This window comes from Sphingobium sp. EP60837 (genome assembly GCF_001658005.1).
Classification (GTDB): Bacteria; Pseudomonadota; Alphaproteobacteria; order Sphingomonadales; family Sphingomonadaceae; genus Sphingobium; species Sphingobium tyrosinilyticum.
Genome location: NZ_CP015986.1, coordinates 681409 through 696775, shown reverse-complemented (window position 1 = coordinate 696775; position 15367 = coordinate 681409). Strand labels below are relative to the sequence as shown.

The 15367-nt window shown below is 62.9% G+C and carries 16 protein-coding genes; 14 read left to right on the top strand and 2 right to left on the bottom strand.

What is annotated here, in order from left to right:
* The first annotated feature begins 54 nt into the window (after window positions 1-54).
* The 10 genes from pyrH to rpmE all read left to right on the top strand — a co-directional run bounded on the left by pyrH (window position 55) and on the right by rpmE (window position 9559).
* Window positions 55-780, top strand: coding sequence for a UMP kinase (gene pyrH / locus EP837_RS03280; RefSeq protein ID WP_066524428.1), 726 nt, complete (start codon window positions 55-57; stop codon window positions 778-780).
* Between the two features lie 6 nt (window positions 781-786).
* Window positions 787-1344 (top strand): ribosome recycling factor, encoded by a 558-nt coding sequence (gene frr / locus EP837_RS03275; RefSeq protein WP_066524426.1) that lies wholly within the window; start codon window positions 787-789, stop codon window positions 1342-1344.
* Window positions 1345-1388: 44 nt separating this feature from the next.
* Window positions 1389-2132 (top strand): isoprenyl transferase, encoded by a 744-nt coding sequence (locus EP837_RS03270; protein WP_066524424.1) that lies wholly within the window; start codon window positions 1389-1391, stop codon window positions 2130-2132.
* A gap of 3 nt (window positions 2133-2135) precedes the next feature.
* Window positions 2136-2912, top strand: coding sequence for a phosphatidate cytidylyltransferase (locus tag EP837_RS03265; protein WP_066524423.1), 777 nt, complete (start codon window positions 2136-2138; stop codon window positions 2910-2912).
* On the top strand, window positions 2912-4069 hold the full coding sequence (locus EP837_RS03260; protein ID WP_066524421.1) for a 1-deoxy-D-xylulose-5-phosphate reductoisomerase: 1158 nt from the start codon (window positions 2912-2914) through the stop codon (window positions 4067-4069). The genes EP837_RS03265 and EP837_RS03260 overlap by 1 nt, the downstream gene beginning before the upstream one ends.
* Complete coding sequence (gene rseP / locus EP837_RS03255) at window positions 4066-5199, top strand: RIP metalloprotease RseP (RefSeq protein WP_066524419.1); 1134 nt, start codon at window positions 4066-4068, stop codon at window positions 5197-5199. The genes EP837_RS03260 and rseP overlap by 4 nt, the downstream gene beginning before the upstream one ends.
* A 93-nt stretch (window positions 5200-5292) precedes the next feature.
* A complete protein-coding gene (gene bamA, locus EP837_RS03250; RefSeq protein WP_066524417.1) occupies window positions 5293-7935 on the top strand; it encodes an outer membrane protein assembly factor BamA in 2643 nt (880 codons plus the stop codon).
* Window positions 7935-8597, top strand: coding sequence for an OmpH family outer membrane protein (locus EP837_RS03245; protein WP_066524416.1), 663 nt, complete (start codon window positions 7935-7937; stop codon window positions 8595-8597). Before bamA ends, EP837_RS03245 begins: the two co-directional genes overlap by 1 nt.
* Before the next feature lie 9 nt (window positions 8598-8606).
* Window positions 8607-9089 carry a 3-hydroxyacyl-ACP dehydratase FabZ gene (fabZ, locus tag EP837_RS03240; protein WP_066524414.1) on the top strand — a complete coding sequence of 161 codons (483 nt, stop codon included), beginning with the start codon at window positions 8607-8609 and terminating at the stop codon, window positions 9087-9089.
* Between the two features lie 245 nt (window positions 9090-9334).
* Entirely contained in the window at window positions 9335-9559 is a 225-nt protein-coding gene (gene rpmE, locus EP837_RS03235) for a 50S ribosomal protein L31 (RefSeq protein WP_037461922.1), read from the top strand.
* Window positions 9560-9737: 178 nt separating this feature from the next.
* Here rpmE and aroB read toward each other — a convergent pair whose 3' ends face one another.
* Complete coding sequence (aroB, locus tag EP837_RS03230; protein ID WP_066524412.1) at window positions 9738-10844, bottom strand: 3-dehydroquinate synthase; 1107 nt, start codon at window positions 10842-10844, stop codon at window positions 9738-9740.
* On the bottom strand, window positions 10835-11383 hold the full coding sequence (locus tag EP837_RS03225) for a shikimate kinase (protein WP_066524410.1): 549 nt from the start codon (window positions 11381-11383) through the stop codon (window positions 10835-10837). The genes aroB and EP837_RS03225 overlap by 10 nt, the downstream gene beginning before the upstream one ends.
* Before the next feature lie 82 nt (window positions 11384-11465).
* Between EP837_RS03225 and EP837_RS03220 the strand changes: the two genes are divergently transcribed.
* The 4 genes from EP837_RS03220 to EP837_RS03205 are packed head-to-tail and all read left to right on the top strand — an operon-like array spanning window position 11466 to window position 15346.
* On the top strand, window positions 11466-11654 hold the full coding sequence (locus EP837_RS03220) for a hypothetical protein (RefSeq protein WP_066524409.1): 189 nt from the start codon (window positions 11466-11468) through the stop codon (window positions 11652-11654).
* Window positions 11655-11658: 4 nt separating this feature from the next.
* Window positions 11659-13467, top strand: coding sequence for a hypothetical protein (locus tag EP837_RS03215; RefSeq protein WP_066524407.1), 1809 nt, complete (start codon window positions 11659-11661; stop codon window positions 13465-13467).
* 5 nt (window positions 13468-13472) lie between these two features.
* Window positions 13473-14390, top strand: a complete 918-nt coding sequence (locus EP837_RS03210) for a tyrosine recombinase (RefSeq protein WP_066524405.1) — start codon at window positions 13473-13475, stop codon at window positions 14388-14390.
* Between the two features lie 11 nt (window positions 14391-14401).
* A complete protein-coding gene (locus tag EP837_RS03205) occupies window positions 14402-15346 on the top strand; it encodes an acetyl-CoA carboxylase carboxyltransferase subunit alpha (protein WP_066524403.1) in 945 nt (314 codons plus the stop codon).
* Window positions 15347-15367: the final 21 nt, after the last annotated feature.

Genomic DNA, 15367 nt, shown 5'->3' with positions numbered 1-15367 from the left:
CTGCCTAAGGTGCGCGCCATTTCCTTGTCTGCCTCTAGAGGAATTTTGCCCCGCATGACCCGTCCGCCGTTCAAGCGCATATTGCTGAAACTCTCGGGCGAAGTGCTGATGGGGCAGGGGCAGTTCGGCATCGAGCCAGAGACCGTGAACCGCGTCGCGTCCGAGATCGCTGCGGCGAAGGATGCGGGCTTCGAAATCTGCGTCGTGGTCGGCGGCGGCAATATCTTCCGGGGTCTGGCGGGCGCCGCGAAGGGCTTCGACCGCACCAGCGCCGACTATATGGGCATGCTCGCCACCGTGATGAACGCGCTGGCGGTGCAGAATGCGCTGGAAAAGATCGGCTACGACACGCGCGTCCAGTCGGCGATCCCGATGGCCTCGGTCTGCGAGCCTTATATCCGGCGCAAGGCGGTGCGGCACATGGAAAAGGGCCGGATCGTCATCTTCGCGGCGGGGACCGGCAGTCCCTTCTTCACCACTGATACCACTGCGGCGCTGCGTGCGGCCGAAATGAATTGCAACGCGCTGTTCAAGGGTACCAGCGTCGATGGCATCTATGATGCCGATCCCAAGCAGGTGCCGGATGCAGCGCGTTATGACCAGATCAGCTTCGACCGGGTGCTGAACGACAATCTGAAGGTCATGGACGCGAGCGCCATTGCGCTCTGCCGCGAAAACAATATTCCCATCGTCGTGTTCAACATCCGCGAAACCGGCAATCTGGCCAAGGTGCTGGCCGGTGACGGTGTTGCGACGATCGTGCAAAATCAGGAGCGCTGAAAGACCATGGCTCAATATGACAAGGCCGACCTCGAACGCCGGATGCACGGGGCCGTCGAATCGCTGAAGGGCGACCTGGCGGGTCTGCGCACCGGCCGCGCCAATATCCAGCTGCTCGATCCGGTGACGGTTGAGGTTTATGGCGCGCACATGCCGCTGAACCAGATTGCTACCGTTTCCGCGCCCGAGCCGCGCATGTTGTCAGTTCAGGTGTGGGATAAGACCAATGTTGGCCCGGCCGACAAGGCTATCCGTTCGGCGGGCCTGGGCCTGAACCCGATCGTTGACGGTCAGACGCTACGCCTGCCCATCCCCGATCTGACCGAGGAGCGGCGCAAGGAACTGGCCAAGCTCGCCAGCAAATATGCGGAAGGCGCGCGTGTTGCGGTCCGCAATGTCCGCCGCGACGGCATGGACCATCTCAAGACCGACGAAAAGAAGGGTGAGATCAGCGAGGATGAGCGCAAGCGCCTCGAAACCGAGGTGCAGAAGCTGACCGACAGCACCATCGCCGATATCGATGCGGTGACGGCCGCCAAGGAGAAGGAAATTCTCGGCCACTGAGCCGGGACGCTCCGCCCCGTGTCCACCGCTCGCGCGCACTTCTGATGGCAAGCCAAGCCCAGTCCGACCTCGCCCATGGCGATGCGTCCGGTCATGGCGCGCGTCATGTCGCCATCATCATGGATGGCAATGGCCGATGGGCGAAGAAGCGGTTCCTGCCCCGCATCGCCGGACATCGCGCTGGCGTGGAGGCTGTGCGCCGGGTTTCGCGCGCGGCGCGCGAGTTGGGATTGGAGTGCCTGACGCTCTACGCCTTTTCCTCTGAAAATTGGAAGCGGCCCGCGAGCGAGGTGGCAGACCTCATGGGGTTGCTGCGGCGCTTTATCGAATCCGACCTGGACGAATTTCACGCGAACGGTGTCCGGCTGCGCGTCATCGGCAATTATCAGGCGCTTGATCCCGCGCTCGTCGATCTCATCGAACGGGCGGTGGCGCGGACCGCGGCCAATACTGGGCCGATCATCGCCATCGCACTCAATTATGGCGCGCAGGACGAACTGGTGCGGGCGGCGCAAAGCATCGTTCAGCGTGTTCAGGCGGGCGAAATCGACCCGGATGCAATCGGCATCGGCGATGTGGAAGCGGGCCTCGATACTGTCGGCCTGCCGCCGCTCGACCTTTTGATCCGGACCTCGGGAGAGCAGCGGCTCAGCAACTTCATGCTGTGGCAGGCGGCCTATGCCGAACTCTATTTCACCGATACGCTCTGGCCCGATTTTGATGCGGGGGCGCTTGCCGAGGCCCTTGATGCCTTCCGCTTGAGGGACCGCCGTTTCGGCGGGCTGTGATCTATGTCGAGCGAGCTTCGTACCCGCACGATCGTCGGCATTCTCCTTGTATTTCTGGCTTCGGCGGGACTCTATTTCGGCGGATTTTTCTTCTGGCTGTTGCTCGTTATCGCGGGCGTGCTGATGCAGGGGGAGTGGGCTGACCTGGCGGGAGCGACGCCTGAGCACCGGCGCTTGTCGATGTTTGCCGTATCCGTCCCGCTGGCGCTGCTTTGTCCGTTGGCGGCTGGAGTGTCCTGGACAGCCTTCACGCTTATGGTGGCGGCCTTTTTCTTCGTTGCATTGATTACGCGCTCGCTGCGGCTGGCGATGGGCGTCTTTTACGTGTGCGTGCCGGTGATGGCGCTCATCTTCCTGCGGCAGCAAGAGCCGGACAATTTCGGCCTGCTGCTGGCCTTCTGGGCGCTGGCGCTCGTCTGGGCGACGGACATTGGGGCTTATTTCTCGGGGCGCGCGATCGGCGGCCCCAAGCTGGCTCCCCGGGTCAGCCCGTCCAAGACCTGGGCTGGACTGGGCGGCGGCGTGCTTGCCGCGCTGGTCCTCGGCTTTGTGCTGCACCGGTTCGCGGGCCTGCCGATCCAGCTTGCCGCCGCGAGCGGGCTGCTGGCGGTGGCGGCCCAGCTTGGCGACCTGCTTGAAAGCGCGATGAAGCGGCGCGCGGGGGTCAAGGACAGCGGGAGCCTGCTACCCGGCCATGGCGGGGTGATGGACCGCCTGGATGGCGTTGCCACCGCCGCTCCATTGGCGGCGCTCCTCTATCTTTTTCTGGTATTTTCCTGATGCGTAAAGTTTCAATCTTCGGCGCGACCGGCTCTGTCGGCATGTCGACGCTCGACCTCATTCAGCGCGACCCCGGCGCATTTGAAGTCGTCGCGCTCACCGCCCACAGTGACGTCGATGGCCTGGCCGCGCTGGCGCGCCAGTTCGGCGCGCGCATGGCGGTGATCGGGGATGAAGCGCGCTATGACGCACTCAAGGCCGCGCTTGAAGGATCGGGCGTTATAGCTGCCGCGGGCGAAGGGGCTCTAGTGGAAGCGGCTGAGGCTGGCGCGGACTGGAGCATGGCGGCGATCGTTGGCTGTGCGGGCCTGCGCCCTACAATGGCGGCGTTGAAGGCAGGCGGCACGGTTGCGCTCGCCAACAAGGAGTCGCTGGTTTCGGCAGGCGCGCTCATGATGGATGCGGTGGAGCATTCGGGCGCGACGCTGCTGCCGGTCGATAGCGAACATAATGCTATTTTCCAGTGCCTTGCCGGAAGCCGCTTGGAAGATGTGGCAAGGATTATTTTGACCGCGAGCGGCGGTCCCTTCCGCACCCGCAGCCGGGAAGAGATGCGCGACATCACGCCTGCTCAGGCGGTGGCGCATCCCAATTGGTCGATGGGCGCGAAGATCAGCGTCGATAGCGCGACTATGATGAACAAGGGGCTGGAGCTGATCGAGGCAGCTCATCTCTTCCCCGTCGGGCTCGACCGGATCGAGATATTGGTCCACCCCCAATCGATTATTCACAGCATGGTCGAATATCGGGACCGTTCGACCTTAGCTCAGCTTGGATCGCCTGACATGCGCATCCCCATTGCGAGCGCGCTTGCCTGGCCCAAGCGGATGGAGACGCCGTGTCAGCCGCTGAACCTCGCGCAGGCGGGACGGCTGGACTTTGAGGCTCCGGACGAAGATCGCTTCCCGGCACTTCGTCTGGCGCGGCACACCGCGGAAGCAGGTGGCGCGGCTCCGGCGATTCTCAATGCCGCCAATGAAGTGGCCGTCGCGGCCTTCCTTAAAGGTGCCATCGGCTTCCTTGATATCGCCATGATTGTGGAGGACGTTCTGAACCGCTATAGCGCGCCTGTGCCAAGCGGGATCGACGATGTGCTGGAAGCGGATGCGCAGGCGCGAAGCATGGCGCGACATGTGATGGAAAGATTGACTGCTTGATCCAGAACCCCGGTTTTCTGTTGACCGTCCTAGCCTTTGTAGCGGTCATCGGACCGCTCGTTTTCGTGCATGAGCTGGGCCACTATCTGGTTGGCCGCTGGTGCGGGGTGAAGGCGGAGGCTTTTTCGATCGGCTTCGGTCCGGAAATCGCCGCATGGGTGGACCGCCGCGGCACACGCTGGCGGATCGGCGCGCTGCCGCTGGGAGGCTATGTCCGTTTCAAGGGTGATATGAACGCCTCCAGCCAGACCGATCCGGCCTGGCTGCAGCTTCCTGCCGCCGAGCGTGCGGAAAGCTTCCCCGCCAAGCCGCTGTGGCAGCGGGCGGCAATCGTGGCGGCGGGGCCGTTCATCAACTTCCTCTTCGCTATCTTGATCCTTGCCGCCTTCGCCTTCGCCCATGGGGAAAGCCGCACGCCAGCGGTAGCCGGTCAGGTTCAGCCGGGCAGCGCGGCCGCTGCGGCGGGGATTCAGCCAGGCGACCGCATCGTCTCGCTCAACGGCCGGGAAGTGGCGACATTCGACGATATCCGGCTCTATGCGCAGATCCGTCCCGATGAGCCGGTGAAGATCCTGATCGAACGCGCAGGCAGAAGTATCGAGAAGCAGGGCCACGTCGGCGCGGTGCAGGAGCGAGACGGCTTTGGGAACAGCTACCGGATCGGTCGGCTGGGTATCGCTCCGGGGGAGCCCGTGGTTGAGCCGGTCGCGCTCTGGCGCGCGCCCATCGTCGCTATCAAGCAGACGGGCCAGATCATCCGCACTATGGTGGAGACGCTGGGCCAGATATTGGGCGGCGGCCGCTCGGTGAAGGAACTTGGCGGGCCGCTCAAGATTGCCGAGGTTTCGGGTCAGGCGGCGACGCTGGGCATCGAAAGCTTCGTCTTCTTCATGGCGCTCATTTCGATTAACTTGGGGTTCATCAACCTGTTGCCAATCCCCATGCTCGATGGCGGGCATCTTTTATTTTACGGGGTGGAGGCAGTGCAGCGCAGGCCGGTCAGTCCGCGCGTGCAGGAATGGGCTTATCGTTCGGGCCTGGCGGTGCTCCTGGCCATGATGATGCTGGTTACTTTCAACGATTTATCTTCTTTCGGTCTCTGGGAACGCCTGTCCGGCTTGATCGGCTAAGCCGTATCGGGCAGGGAGACGCGATTTAGCGTCGTCTTTCCCGGCGTGAACGAAGATTTGCTTTTTTGTAAAAGGGTAGAGCGGGTGACAGCGATGATGAGCAGCAAGAGACAGCGCCCGGTTGTCGCGGCCCTTCTGGCAACGACGATGTTCGGCGGCCTGTCTGCGGTTCCCGTGCTGGCGCAGGAAGCCGCCGTCCCGGCAGCGCCCGCTCCTGCTGCTGCGCTGCCGACCGCGGGCACAGTCCGTAGCATCAATGTCGTGGGCCAGCAGCGCTTGGAGCCCGACACGGTCCTGTCCTACACCAAGCTGCGCATTGGTCAGCCCTTTACCCAGGAATCTCTCGATCAGGCCCTGCGCGACCTTTACGAGACGGAGCTGTTCGCGGATGTTCAGATCCGCAATGACAATGGCGCGCTCACCATCGAGGTGAAGGAAAATCCGGTCATCAACCGCATCGTGCTGGAAGGCAACAAGCGGCTGAAGGAAGACAAGATCCGGCCGGAAATCAGGCTCGCCCCGCGCCAGATATATACGCGGTCTAAGGTCCGTGCCGACGTCGCCCGCATCATCGAGCTTTATCGCCGCCAAGGTCGATTCGCCGCGACCGTCGAGCCGAAGATGGTTCAGCTCGACCAGAACCGCGTCGATATCGTCTTTGAAATTTCGGAAGGGCCCAAGTCCAAGGTCCGCCAGATCAACGTGATCGGCAATGACAAGTTCAGCGACGGCGAACTGCGCAGCCAGATGGTGACGAAGCAGTCGCGGTGGTTCCGCGTTTTCTCCTCGGGCACCAGCTATGACCCGGATCGCCTGGCCTATGACCAGCAGAAGCTGCGCCAATTCTACCTGACCGAAGGCTATGCGGACTTCCGTGTGATTTCGGCAGTCGCGGAACTCACGCCCGACAAGCAGGACTTCATCATCACCTATGTGGTCGAGGAAGGAAAGCGCTACAAGTTCGGCGACGTAAAGGTCGAGTCCGACATTCGTGACCTGTCGAGCGCGTCGCTCACCAAGACGCTGCCGATGAAGAAGGGCGATTGGTACAACGCCAAGCAGGTCGAGGACACGGTCGATACGTTGAGCGAGACGGCGGGCCTGTTCGGCTATGCCTTTGCGGAAGTGCAGCCGGACTTCAATCGCGACAAGGACAGCCTGACGATGGGGATTAATTTCCGCATCGCCAATGCGCCGCGCGTCTATGTCGAACGCGTCGATATCAACGGCAATACGCTGACGCAGGATAAGGTGGTTCGCCGCGAATTCCGTCTGGCGGAAGGCGACGCGTTCAACAGCTTCCTCGTCAAGCGTTCGAAGGACCGCATCAACTCGCTAGGCTTCTTCCAGGAAAAGCTGGATATCGAACAGAAGCCCGGGTCCGCGCCCGACCGCATCGTGCTGGAAACCAATGTCCAGGAAAAATCGACCGGTGAACTGTCGCTGTCGGCCGGCTTCTCTTCGCTTGAGCGCTTCATCGTCGCGGCGTCGATTACCCAGCGCAACTTCCGGGGCAAGGGACAGGAACTGCGGGCGAGCGTCAACTATTCCAGCTATTCCAAGTCCGTTGAACTGGGCTTCACCGAGCCCTATTTCATGGACAAGAATATCGCGCTGGGCGGCGACATCTATCGCCGCGACCTCAACAGCTTCCGTTATCTGAACAATAACGATCGTGACACAACCTACAAGCAGACCACGACCGGCTTCCAGATCCGGGCTGGCGTGCCGATCACGGAATATATGTCGTTGGCGCTGCGCTACAGCCTCAACCTGGATGATGTGAGCCTGGATAAGGACACCTACTACACCAATGGGGTTTGCGATCCGATCCTGGCTGGGCGCTATTTGTGCGACGCCATTGGAAAGCGGACGACATCCTCGCTCGGCTACTCGCTGATCTACGATAATCGTGATAATCGCATCCGTCCAACGCGTGGGCATAATGTCGTGGTCAGCCAGGACTTCGCTGGCCTAGGCGGCAGCGTCAAATATATCCGCACGCGTCTAAACGGATCGAAATACTGGCCTTTGGGCGGGGGCTTCATCTTCTCGCTGTCTGCGGAAGGTGGCTATATCCACAGCCTTGAAGGTGAGCGTCGCGACGCCTCCGGCGAGTTGGTGGACAAAGTCCGCCTGACCGATCGCTTCTTCCTGGGCAATCCGCAGATTCGCGGCTTTGATATCCGCGGTATCGGGCCGCGTGTGAAGCGTTTCTACCTAGTGGAAGATCCGGACAACGCGGGCAGCTTCATTCGCAGTACTGGCGACAACAATGTCAGGGATGACGCGCTGGGTGGTAGAATCTACTATCTTGCTCGCGCAGAAGTCGAAATTCCGCTTGGTTCGGGCGCCCGTGAAATGGGATTGCGTCCTTCTATTTTCGTAGATGCTGGTGCTGTCGCGGGATTGCGCGATCCGATCCCCACGAACTTCCCCGGCTACTGCTCCGTAACTCCTCAAACAGGCACCACGGGCAGCGCGAGCACCGTTCGCGCAGCGTCGCTGGGTAATTGTAATGCTCCACCAACGGGTTTTGACGCCGCCTATCTGGATGGCACCGGATTTGAGGAAGTATATCTCGGCGACACGCTCAAGCCGCGTGTTTCCGTGGGGTTTGGCATCAACTGGAACTCGCCTTTCGGGCCGTTCCGCATCGACATCGCCAAGGCCCTGCTCAAGGAACCAGGGGACGACACTCAGCTCATCAGCTTCAACGTAGGGACTCAATTCTAATGAAGACGATTATCAAGGCTGCGGCGCTCGCTCTTGCGCCCATGACTGCCATCGTGCTGACCAGCGCGCCTGCTGCCGCTCAGTCCAAGACCGGCATCGCTGTCGTCGATCTGCAGCGCGCCGTCGCTACCAGTTCGGCCTACACGACTGCGCGGACGCAGATCCAGACCACTTACAAGGCACAGATCGACAGCTTCACCGCTCGCAAGAACGCGATCGATGCCGACCTGAAGGCGAAGGGCACGGCCCTGGAAGCCGCGATGAAGGCGGCTGGCGGCAAGCCGACCCCGGCTATCCAAACGCAATATGACGCCTATCAAAAGGCTGGCCAGAACGGCCAGGCCGAACTGCAGCGGCTGGGTCAGCCGATCGCGCTCGCCAACGCCTATGTCGAAGAGCAGATTTCGGCCAAGCTGTCCGACGCGCTCAAGTCCGCCATGACAAAGTCGAAGGTGGATCTGATCCTCGCGCCGGATGCTACCGTATCCTATCAGCCGACCGTCGATATCACTCAGCAGGTCGTGACCGAACTCAACGCGCTGGTGCCCAGCGTAGGCATCACGCCGCCCGCTGGCTGGCAGCCCGGTGGTGCCCGGGGTCAGGCCCCGGTGCCTGCCGCCGCGGCTCCCGCCAACCCGTCGCAGCAGCCGACTTCGCGCTGATAGCAGCCGATGACGGGGGAAGTTGACGCGGCACCCGCCGCCACTGGTTCCATCGATATTCGTGGGATCATGGCGGCGCTGCCGCACCGCTATCCGATGCTGCTCGTCGATCGCGTGGTTGCTCTCATACCCAATGAGAAGATCCACGCGGTCAAGGCCGTGTCGATCAACGAGTCCTTTTTCCAGGGACATTTCCCTGGACGGCCGATCATGCCGGGCGTGCTGATCGTCGAGGCGATGGCGCAGGCCGCGGGCGTGCTGACGGTCGAGACGCTCGATCTTCGTGGCTCGGGCAAGCTCGTCTATTTCATGAGCATCGACGGGGCGAAGTTCCGCAATCCGGTGGAGCCGGGTTGCCTGCTCGACCTTCATGTCGAACTGCTTCAGATTCGGGGGCGCGTCTGCAAGTTCCTCGGCAAGGCTTCGGTGGATGGCAAGCTTTGTGCCGAAGCGAATTTCGTCGCGATGATCGCCGACCCGCCGGTGGATTGACCCGAGCCGTCAGTTTGGGGTCCTCACATGGAACGGGCATCAACCCACCTCTGTTCGCCCTGAGCTTGTCGAAGGGCACGTCTTGAACGAAGGTGGATGAGCTTCGACAAGCTCATCCCGAACGGAGGCGAAGGTTGCGCCGATGAGAAGGCTTGCGTTCGTGGGAAATCCCATGTAACCGCGCGCCTTCGCTATTTTTCGCATCCATGGCCGGTCGGAAACCGGCCCATCGACGGAGCAGATTCATGAAGGCCGATACGCATCCCGATTACCACTTCATCACCGTCCAGATGACCGACGGCACCACCTTCCGTACCCGCTCGACCTGGGGCAAGGAAGGCGACACGCTGGCTCTCGACATCGATCCCAAGTCGCACCCGGCCTGGACGGGTGGTCAGCGTCAGCTGGAGCAGGGCGGCCAGGTGGCGCGCTTCAACAAGCGTTTCGGCGGCCTGACGCTGAAGAAGTAATCGCTCCGTTCGACGGACGAATGAGAAGGGCGCCCTCCGGGGCGCCCTTTTTGTTTGCAGGAAGCGCAATGTTGGAGGTCAGGTGAGAACGTCGGTTAGCGCGTGCCGCTTCTCGACTTCGCTTGAAGCGAACGGATGAGCGGGAAAGCCTCAGGTTCTCCGGAGTGAACCGCCGCTGTCAGCCCGCCCGATCTTCATCCAGAAACGCGGCCACATCCGCCAGCACGACATCCTTCGACAGGAACGTCTGTCCGATGCCTCGTGCAAGCAGGAAGGGCAGCGTGCCCGCCGCCATCTTCTTGTCATGCAGCATATGCGCGACCAGTGCTGCGCCATCACCTGTGACATGAGCGCTGGCGAGGTCGTAGGGCAGGCCCACGGCTTTCAAATGTTCCGTCACCCGCTCGGCATCGTCGGGAGCACAGAGCCCGAGGCGTGCCGAATAGCGGAAGGCGAGAGCCATTCCGGCCGCAACGCCTTCTCCGTGCAGAAGCCTGTCGGAAAAGCCGGTGTCGGCCTCCAGCGCGTGACCGAAGGTGTGGCCGAGGTTGAGCAGGGCGCGGCGTCCGGACGTCTCTCGCTCGTCATCGGCGACGATCGCCGCCTTTGCCTGCACGCTGCGTTCGATCGCAAATTCCCGTGCGGCGCGGTCACCTGCCAGCAGGCGCGCGCCTTCAGTCTCGCACCAGGCGAAAAAGTCCGGATCGTCGATCAGTCCATATTTAACGACTTCGGCATAGCCCGCTCGCGTCTCCCGCCGCGGCAGACTGTCGAGCGTCGATGGATCGATCAGCACGAGGCTGGGCTGGTAAAAGCTGCCGACCAGGTTCTTGCCCGCGCGGGCGTTGATCGCTGTCTTGCCGCCCACCGAACTATCAACCTGGGCAAGCAGGGTGGTGGGCAGTTGTATGAAGTGACAGCCACGCTTCAGGATTGAAGCAGCAAAACCCACCAAATCGCCGATGACGCCACCGCCGAGCGCCACGACATGATCGCCGCGCTCGACTTCCAGCGTCAGCAACTGGTCGAGCAGTTGCTCCAGATGCCGCCAGCTCTTCGTCTGTTCACCCGCTGGCAGGATGATCGGCTCTACAGCGATCCCGACGGCGCGCAATGCGCCCTCCAGGCGCGGCAGCTGCGCCTTCGCCACATTCGCGTCGGTCACCACCACCAGCCGCCCGTTGCGCGCATATCGCGCCAGGTGCTCACCGGCCCGGCCCAGCGCATCCTGTTCGATGACGATATCGTAACTGCGCGCATCCAGCGCGACGCGGACTAATGCCATGCGACCAGTTTCTCCAGGATGCGCTCGACCGCCACTTCATGGGGCGCGGCGATGCTCTTCACATGAATGGGGGCGAGTGCGTAGAAAGGATTGCGCGCGGCGGCGAGTTCGGTCAGCACTACGCGCGGGTCCTTGCCTTTCAGTAGGGGACGACCCTCTCGCCTGGAGACGCGATCGACCAATGTGTCGATGTCGGCGTCCAACCACACGGCCGTCGCCCGCTCCAGGATCAACGTGCGCGTCTCTTCCTGCATGAAAGCGCCGCCGCCGGTCGCGATCACCTTGGGCTCATCATCCAGCAGTCGGGCGATTACGCGCCGCTCGCCATTGCGGAAATAGGATTCGCCATAGCGTCCGAACATTTCGGTGATCGTCATGCCCGCAGCCCTTTCGATCTCCTCGTCAGCGTCCACGAACGCAAGGCCGAGGCGCGCCGCGAGCCGCCGTCCGACGGTCGATTTTCCCACGCCCATCATGCCGATCAGGACGATCGGGCCGCGCTTAGACTGAGGGGACACGGATTTGCTGTTTCGCTGCATGGCGGAGGGGGCTATACATCCCCCCGTCGCAGAGGCAAATCGCATCTTTCCTCAACTTTCCGGCTCGGCCGCACAAGGATCCATGAGAAGCAATCGTTCCTTCAGCACCTTCGATAGCAGTTCACGCCGTCGGGGGTCGCGCCTTCCCATCATTCCCATCATCCTGATCGTCCTGCTTATCGGCCTGGTCGCGCTGCTATGGTCGCGCGGCGGGGAACGCCCGCAGCAGCGCGTGGAAAAAGCCATTCCCGCCGAAAAGCTGGGCAAATAAAATTATGCGTCAAAGCCGGGTGAATGCGAAATGGGCGCTGGGTACGCTCACGCTCGCTCTCGCGCTGCCGGTGATCGCGCAGGAAGCTCCGGAATCGCTCCTGCCGCCGGGTTTCGGCGAAGCGCCCGAAGCGCCGCCTTCCTCCGGGCCGCAGCCTGCCCGGCCAACGGGTCCGGCCAGCCCTACGCCGATGATCCAGCCATTGCCGCCGAGCGTCGAGGCTCCGGCTGACAATGCGGTGATGAATGCGGCGGATGAGGCTCTGTCCGAAGAAGAGCTGGCGGCGCAGAAGCAGAAATATGACCTGCCCGAAGATGCGCATAGGTCGCTGGACCGCGTAGGCCCGCTGAAGCCGGAGCAACTCGGCTTCGGATCTGACGCCTTTGGTGGCCGATCAGGTCTTTTTCTTGCAACTCTGATGAAGGAAACGCGCGCGCCAATCACGTCGCGCTGGGCCTCCATCCTGCTGCGCCGCGCTCTGTTGTCCGCCACAGACACGCCGCGTGACATCAATGGCGCGGATTGGGTAGCCGAGCGCGCATGGCTGTTGCTTCGCATGGGCGAGGCCGACAGCGCGCGCCTGTTGGTGCAAAGCGTCGATTCCGATCAATTTACGCCCCGTCTCTATGCGGTGGCGATGCAAACCTACCTTGCGACGGCGGACCCGGCCGGCCTTTGTCCTCTTTCGGCCGGCGCGCTGCGCTACAGCAAAGAGCCGGGCTGGGATATGACCCGGGCCATCTGCCCTGCTTTGTCCGGGGATCAGGGCTCGTCCAGCGCTGCGCTCAATCAGGCGCAGCGGCGAGGGGTGGTTCGCGGCATCGACTATCGACTTGCGGAGAAGGTCGTCGGCACCGGCTTCAATGCCCGGCGGTCGGTGAAGATCGAATGGGACGCGGTCGATCGGCTGACGGCATGGCGCTTTGGCTTGGCGACCGCCCTCAACGTCGAAATCCCCGAGCCGCTCTACGCGACCGCCGGTCAGCATGTACGGGCGTGGGAGGCGCGCGCGCCTGCGTTGAGCGCGGTTCGCCGCTTGCCGGGGGCTGAGGCTGCAGCGCGGCTGGGTGTCTTTTCGAACAAGGCGCTGGTCGGCTTCTACAGCCAGCTTGGTGCGGATGGCGATGCCGCTCCGGAGGTCGCCGACCGGATCGAAGCTCTGCGAACCGCCTATCGGGGCCCGTCGGCCGAAGAACGGTTGCAGGCGATGCGCACCATTTGGCGCGACAATGCCAGGCCTGATTTTGTCGGATTGATCGCCACCGCGCGTGCTGCCGCAGCCTTGCCGATCACCGCCGTCGAGGCGCGCGACGCCGCCAATCTCATCGCCGCCATGTTGACGGCGGGCTATGATCGTAGCGCTGTCCGCTGGAGCGGAGTGGCGCGTCAGGCCGAAGGCGACGGTGCGGGGGATCTATGGGCGCTGCTCGCGGTCGGCGCGCCGAGCGCTGTCGTCGATATCAGCGAGGGACGCGTATCGTCCTTCACGGAAGAAGCTGGCGGCCGGAGAGGGCAGATGCTGATCGCCGGTCTAGCCGGTCTAGCCCGCCTCAATGCGCAGGCGGTCGCATCGCTGGCGCAAGATAATGGGCTCAATCTCGCTGCCAACAGCCGCTGGGCGCGAGCAATTGGCCAAGCTGCTTCGCGTGGGGAAAAGGCGACCGTGGCGTTGCTGGCGGCGGTCGGCATGCAGACTGCCGATTGGGCGCGCCTACCACCGACGCATCTTTATCATATCGTCGCGGCGCTGCACCAGGTCGGGCTCGATCCCGAAGCGCGCATGATCGCGGCGGAGGCAATCAGCCGGACCTGACGCCCATGGGAGAAGATGCCGCTCTCATCGATCGCTTTCTGGAGATGATGGCAGCCGAGCGAGGGGCATCGCGCAACACCTTGCTCGCCTATCGCGCCGATCTGGAGGGTGCGGGAAGCCTGCTGAACGGTCTGTCCCTGGCGACGAAGGATGCGATCGCCGGGCTGGCGGCCGCATGGGCGGAACTCGCCGCTTCCTCGGTCGCGCGGAAGGCTTCGGCGCTTCGGGCCTTTTACGGCTTTCTGGAGGAAGAAGGACTAAGGGCGGACAATCCATCTTCCGCACTGCCGCGCCCTGTGACGCGGCGGCCGCTACCCAAGATATTGTCGGCGCAGGAAGTCGATTCCCTCTTCGCCCTGATCGAACAAAAGTTGGCCGTGGAGCATCCCGCGCCTCTCGACCTGCGACTCTCTGCGCTCATCGAACTGCTTTATGGGTCGGGCCTACGAGCCACCGAACTGATGTCCTTGCCGCGTCGTGCGCTGGCCGCCGACCGGCCGTTCCTCATCCTGAAAGGCAAGGGTGCGCGGGAAAGGCTGGTGCCCATTTCCGATCGCGCACGGGCGGCCGTCGCCGCCTGGCTTGCCCATGTGCCCGCCGACAGTCCCTGGCTTTTCCCGTCGGGCAAGAGCCATGTCAGTCGCATCCGCCTGTATCAGATGGTGAAGCAACTCGCCGCGGCGGCAGGCATCGCGCCGGAACGGGTGAGCCCCCATGTGTTACGGCACGCCTTCGCCTCCCATTTGCTGGAAGGCGGGGCGGATCTGCGCGCGCTCCAGTCCATGCTGGGGCATGCCGATATCGGGACAACGCAAATCTACACCCATGTCGATAGCCGCAGGCTGGTCGAACTGGTCAACAGCCGCCATCCACTGGCAACGATGCGCCATCGTTTCGTTGACGACGAGGCATCTGCGCCCTAACGCCGTCGCCCATGGTTAGCTTTCTGGAATTTGAAAAGCCTATCGCTGAGCTTGAGGCGCGCGTCATCGAATTGCGCGCGACGGCCAGCGCTGGCGATATCGACATCGGCGGCGAGATCGACAAGCTCGAGCAGCGCGCCGCCAAGATGCTGGTGGACACCTATGCCAAGCTGACGCCTTGGCAGAAGACGCAGGTTGCGCGCCATCCCGACCGCCCGCATTTCAAGGACTATGTGGCGGGCATGTTTGACAATTTCATGCCGCTGGCCGGTGACCGCGCCTTTTCCGACGACCAGGCGATCATCGGTGGTCTGGCGACGCTGGGCGAACGGCGCATCATGGTGATCGGCCATGAAAAGGGCGACGACACCGCCAGCCGCGTCCGTCACAATTTCGGCATGGCCAAGCCCGAAGGCTATCGCAAAGCCATCCGCCTGATGCAGTTGGCGGACCGTTTCGGCCTGCCGGTGGTGACTTTGGTCGATACATCCGGAGCGTTCCCCGGCGTGCAGGCCGAGGAGCGCGGCCAGGCGGAAGCTATTGCCCGCTCAACCGAGCAGTGCCTTGCCCTGGGCGTGCCAATGGTCGCGGCCGTGGTGGGCGAAGGTGGTTCTGGCGGCGCGGTCGCGCTGGCGGCGGCGAACCGCGTGTTGATGTTCGAACATGCGGTCTATTCGGTCATCTCGCCCGAAGGCTGCGCATCCATTCTCTGGCGGACGGCCGACAAGGCGAGCGATGCCGCCACGGCCATGCAGGTGACGGCGCAGCATCTGAAGGGGCTGGGCGTCATCGATCGGATCGTGCCCGAACCCACCGGTGGCGCGCATCGTGAGCCGGTGCAGGCAATCGCCAATCTGGGTGCGGCGATTGGTGAAGAACTGGACTTGCTCACCGGCCTCAGCCCCCAAGACCTGCGGACTGACCGCGCCGACAAGTTCCTCGCGATCGGAGCCTGAACTTCCCGGCCGTTGGGAACA

Bases quoted from the DNA above. Each gene is read 5' to 3' on its own strand.
- pyrH (WP_066524428.1), top strand. From the start codon at position 55: ATGACCCGTCCGCCGTTCAAGCGCATATTGCTGAAACTCTCGGGCGAA.
- frr (WP_066524426.1), top strand. From the start codon at position 787: ATGGCTCAATATGACAAGGCCGACCTCGAACGCCGGATGCACGGGGCC.
- EP837_RS03270 (WP_066524424.1), top strand. From the start codon at position 1,389: ATGGCAAGCCAAGCCCAGTCCGACCTCGCCCATGGCGATGCGTCCGGT.
- EP837_RS03265 (WP_066524423.1), top strand. From the start codon at position 2,136: ATGTCGAGCGAGCTTCGTACCCGCACGATCGTCGGCATTCTCCTTGTA.
- EP837_RS03260 (WP_066524421.1), top strand. From the start codon at position 2,912: ATGCGTAAAGTTTCAATCTTCGGCGCGACCGGCTCTGTCGGCATGTCG.
- bamA (WP_066524417.1), top strand. From the start codon at position 5,293: ATGATGAGCAGCAAGAGACAGCGCCCGGTTGTCGCGGCCCTTCTGGCA.
- EP837_RS03245 (WP_066524416.1), top strand. From the start codon at position 7,935: ATGAAGACGATTATCAAGGCTGCGGCGCTCGCTCTTGCGCCCATGACT.
- fabZ (WP_066524414.1), top strand. From the start codon at position 8,607: ATGACGGGGGAAGTTGACGCGGCACCCGCCGCCACTGGTTCCATCGAT.
- rpmE (WP_037461922.1), top strand. From the start codon at position 9,335: ATGAAGGCCGATACGCATCCCGATTACCACTTCATCACCGTCCAGATG.
- aroB (WP_066524412.1), bottom strand. From the start codon at position 10,844: ATGGCATTAGTCCGCGTCGCGCTGGATGCGCGCAGTTACGATATCGTC.
- EP837_RS03225 (WP_066524410.1), bottom strand. From the start codon at position 11,383: ATGCAGCGAAACAGCAAATCCGTGTCCCCTCAGTCTAAGCGCGGCCCG.
- EP837_RS03220 (WP_066524409.1), top strand. From the start codon at position 11,466: ATGAGAAGCAATCGTTCCTTCAGCACCTTCGATAGCAGTTCACGCCGT.
- EP837_RS03215 (WP_066524407.1), top strand. From the start codon at position 11,659: ATGCGTCAAAGCCGGGTGAATGCGAAATGGGCGCTGGGTACGCTCACG.
- EP837_RS03210 (WP_066524405.1), top strand. From the start codon at position 13,473: ATGGGAGAAGATGCCGCTCTCATCGATCGCTTTCTGGAGATGATGGCA.
- EP837_RS03205 (WP_066524403.1), top strand. From the start codon at position 14,402: ATGGTTAGCTTTCTGGAATTTGAAAAGCCTATCGCTGAGCTTGAGGCG.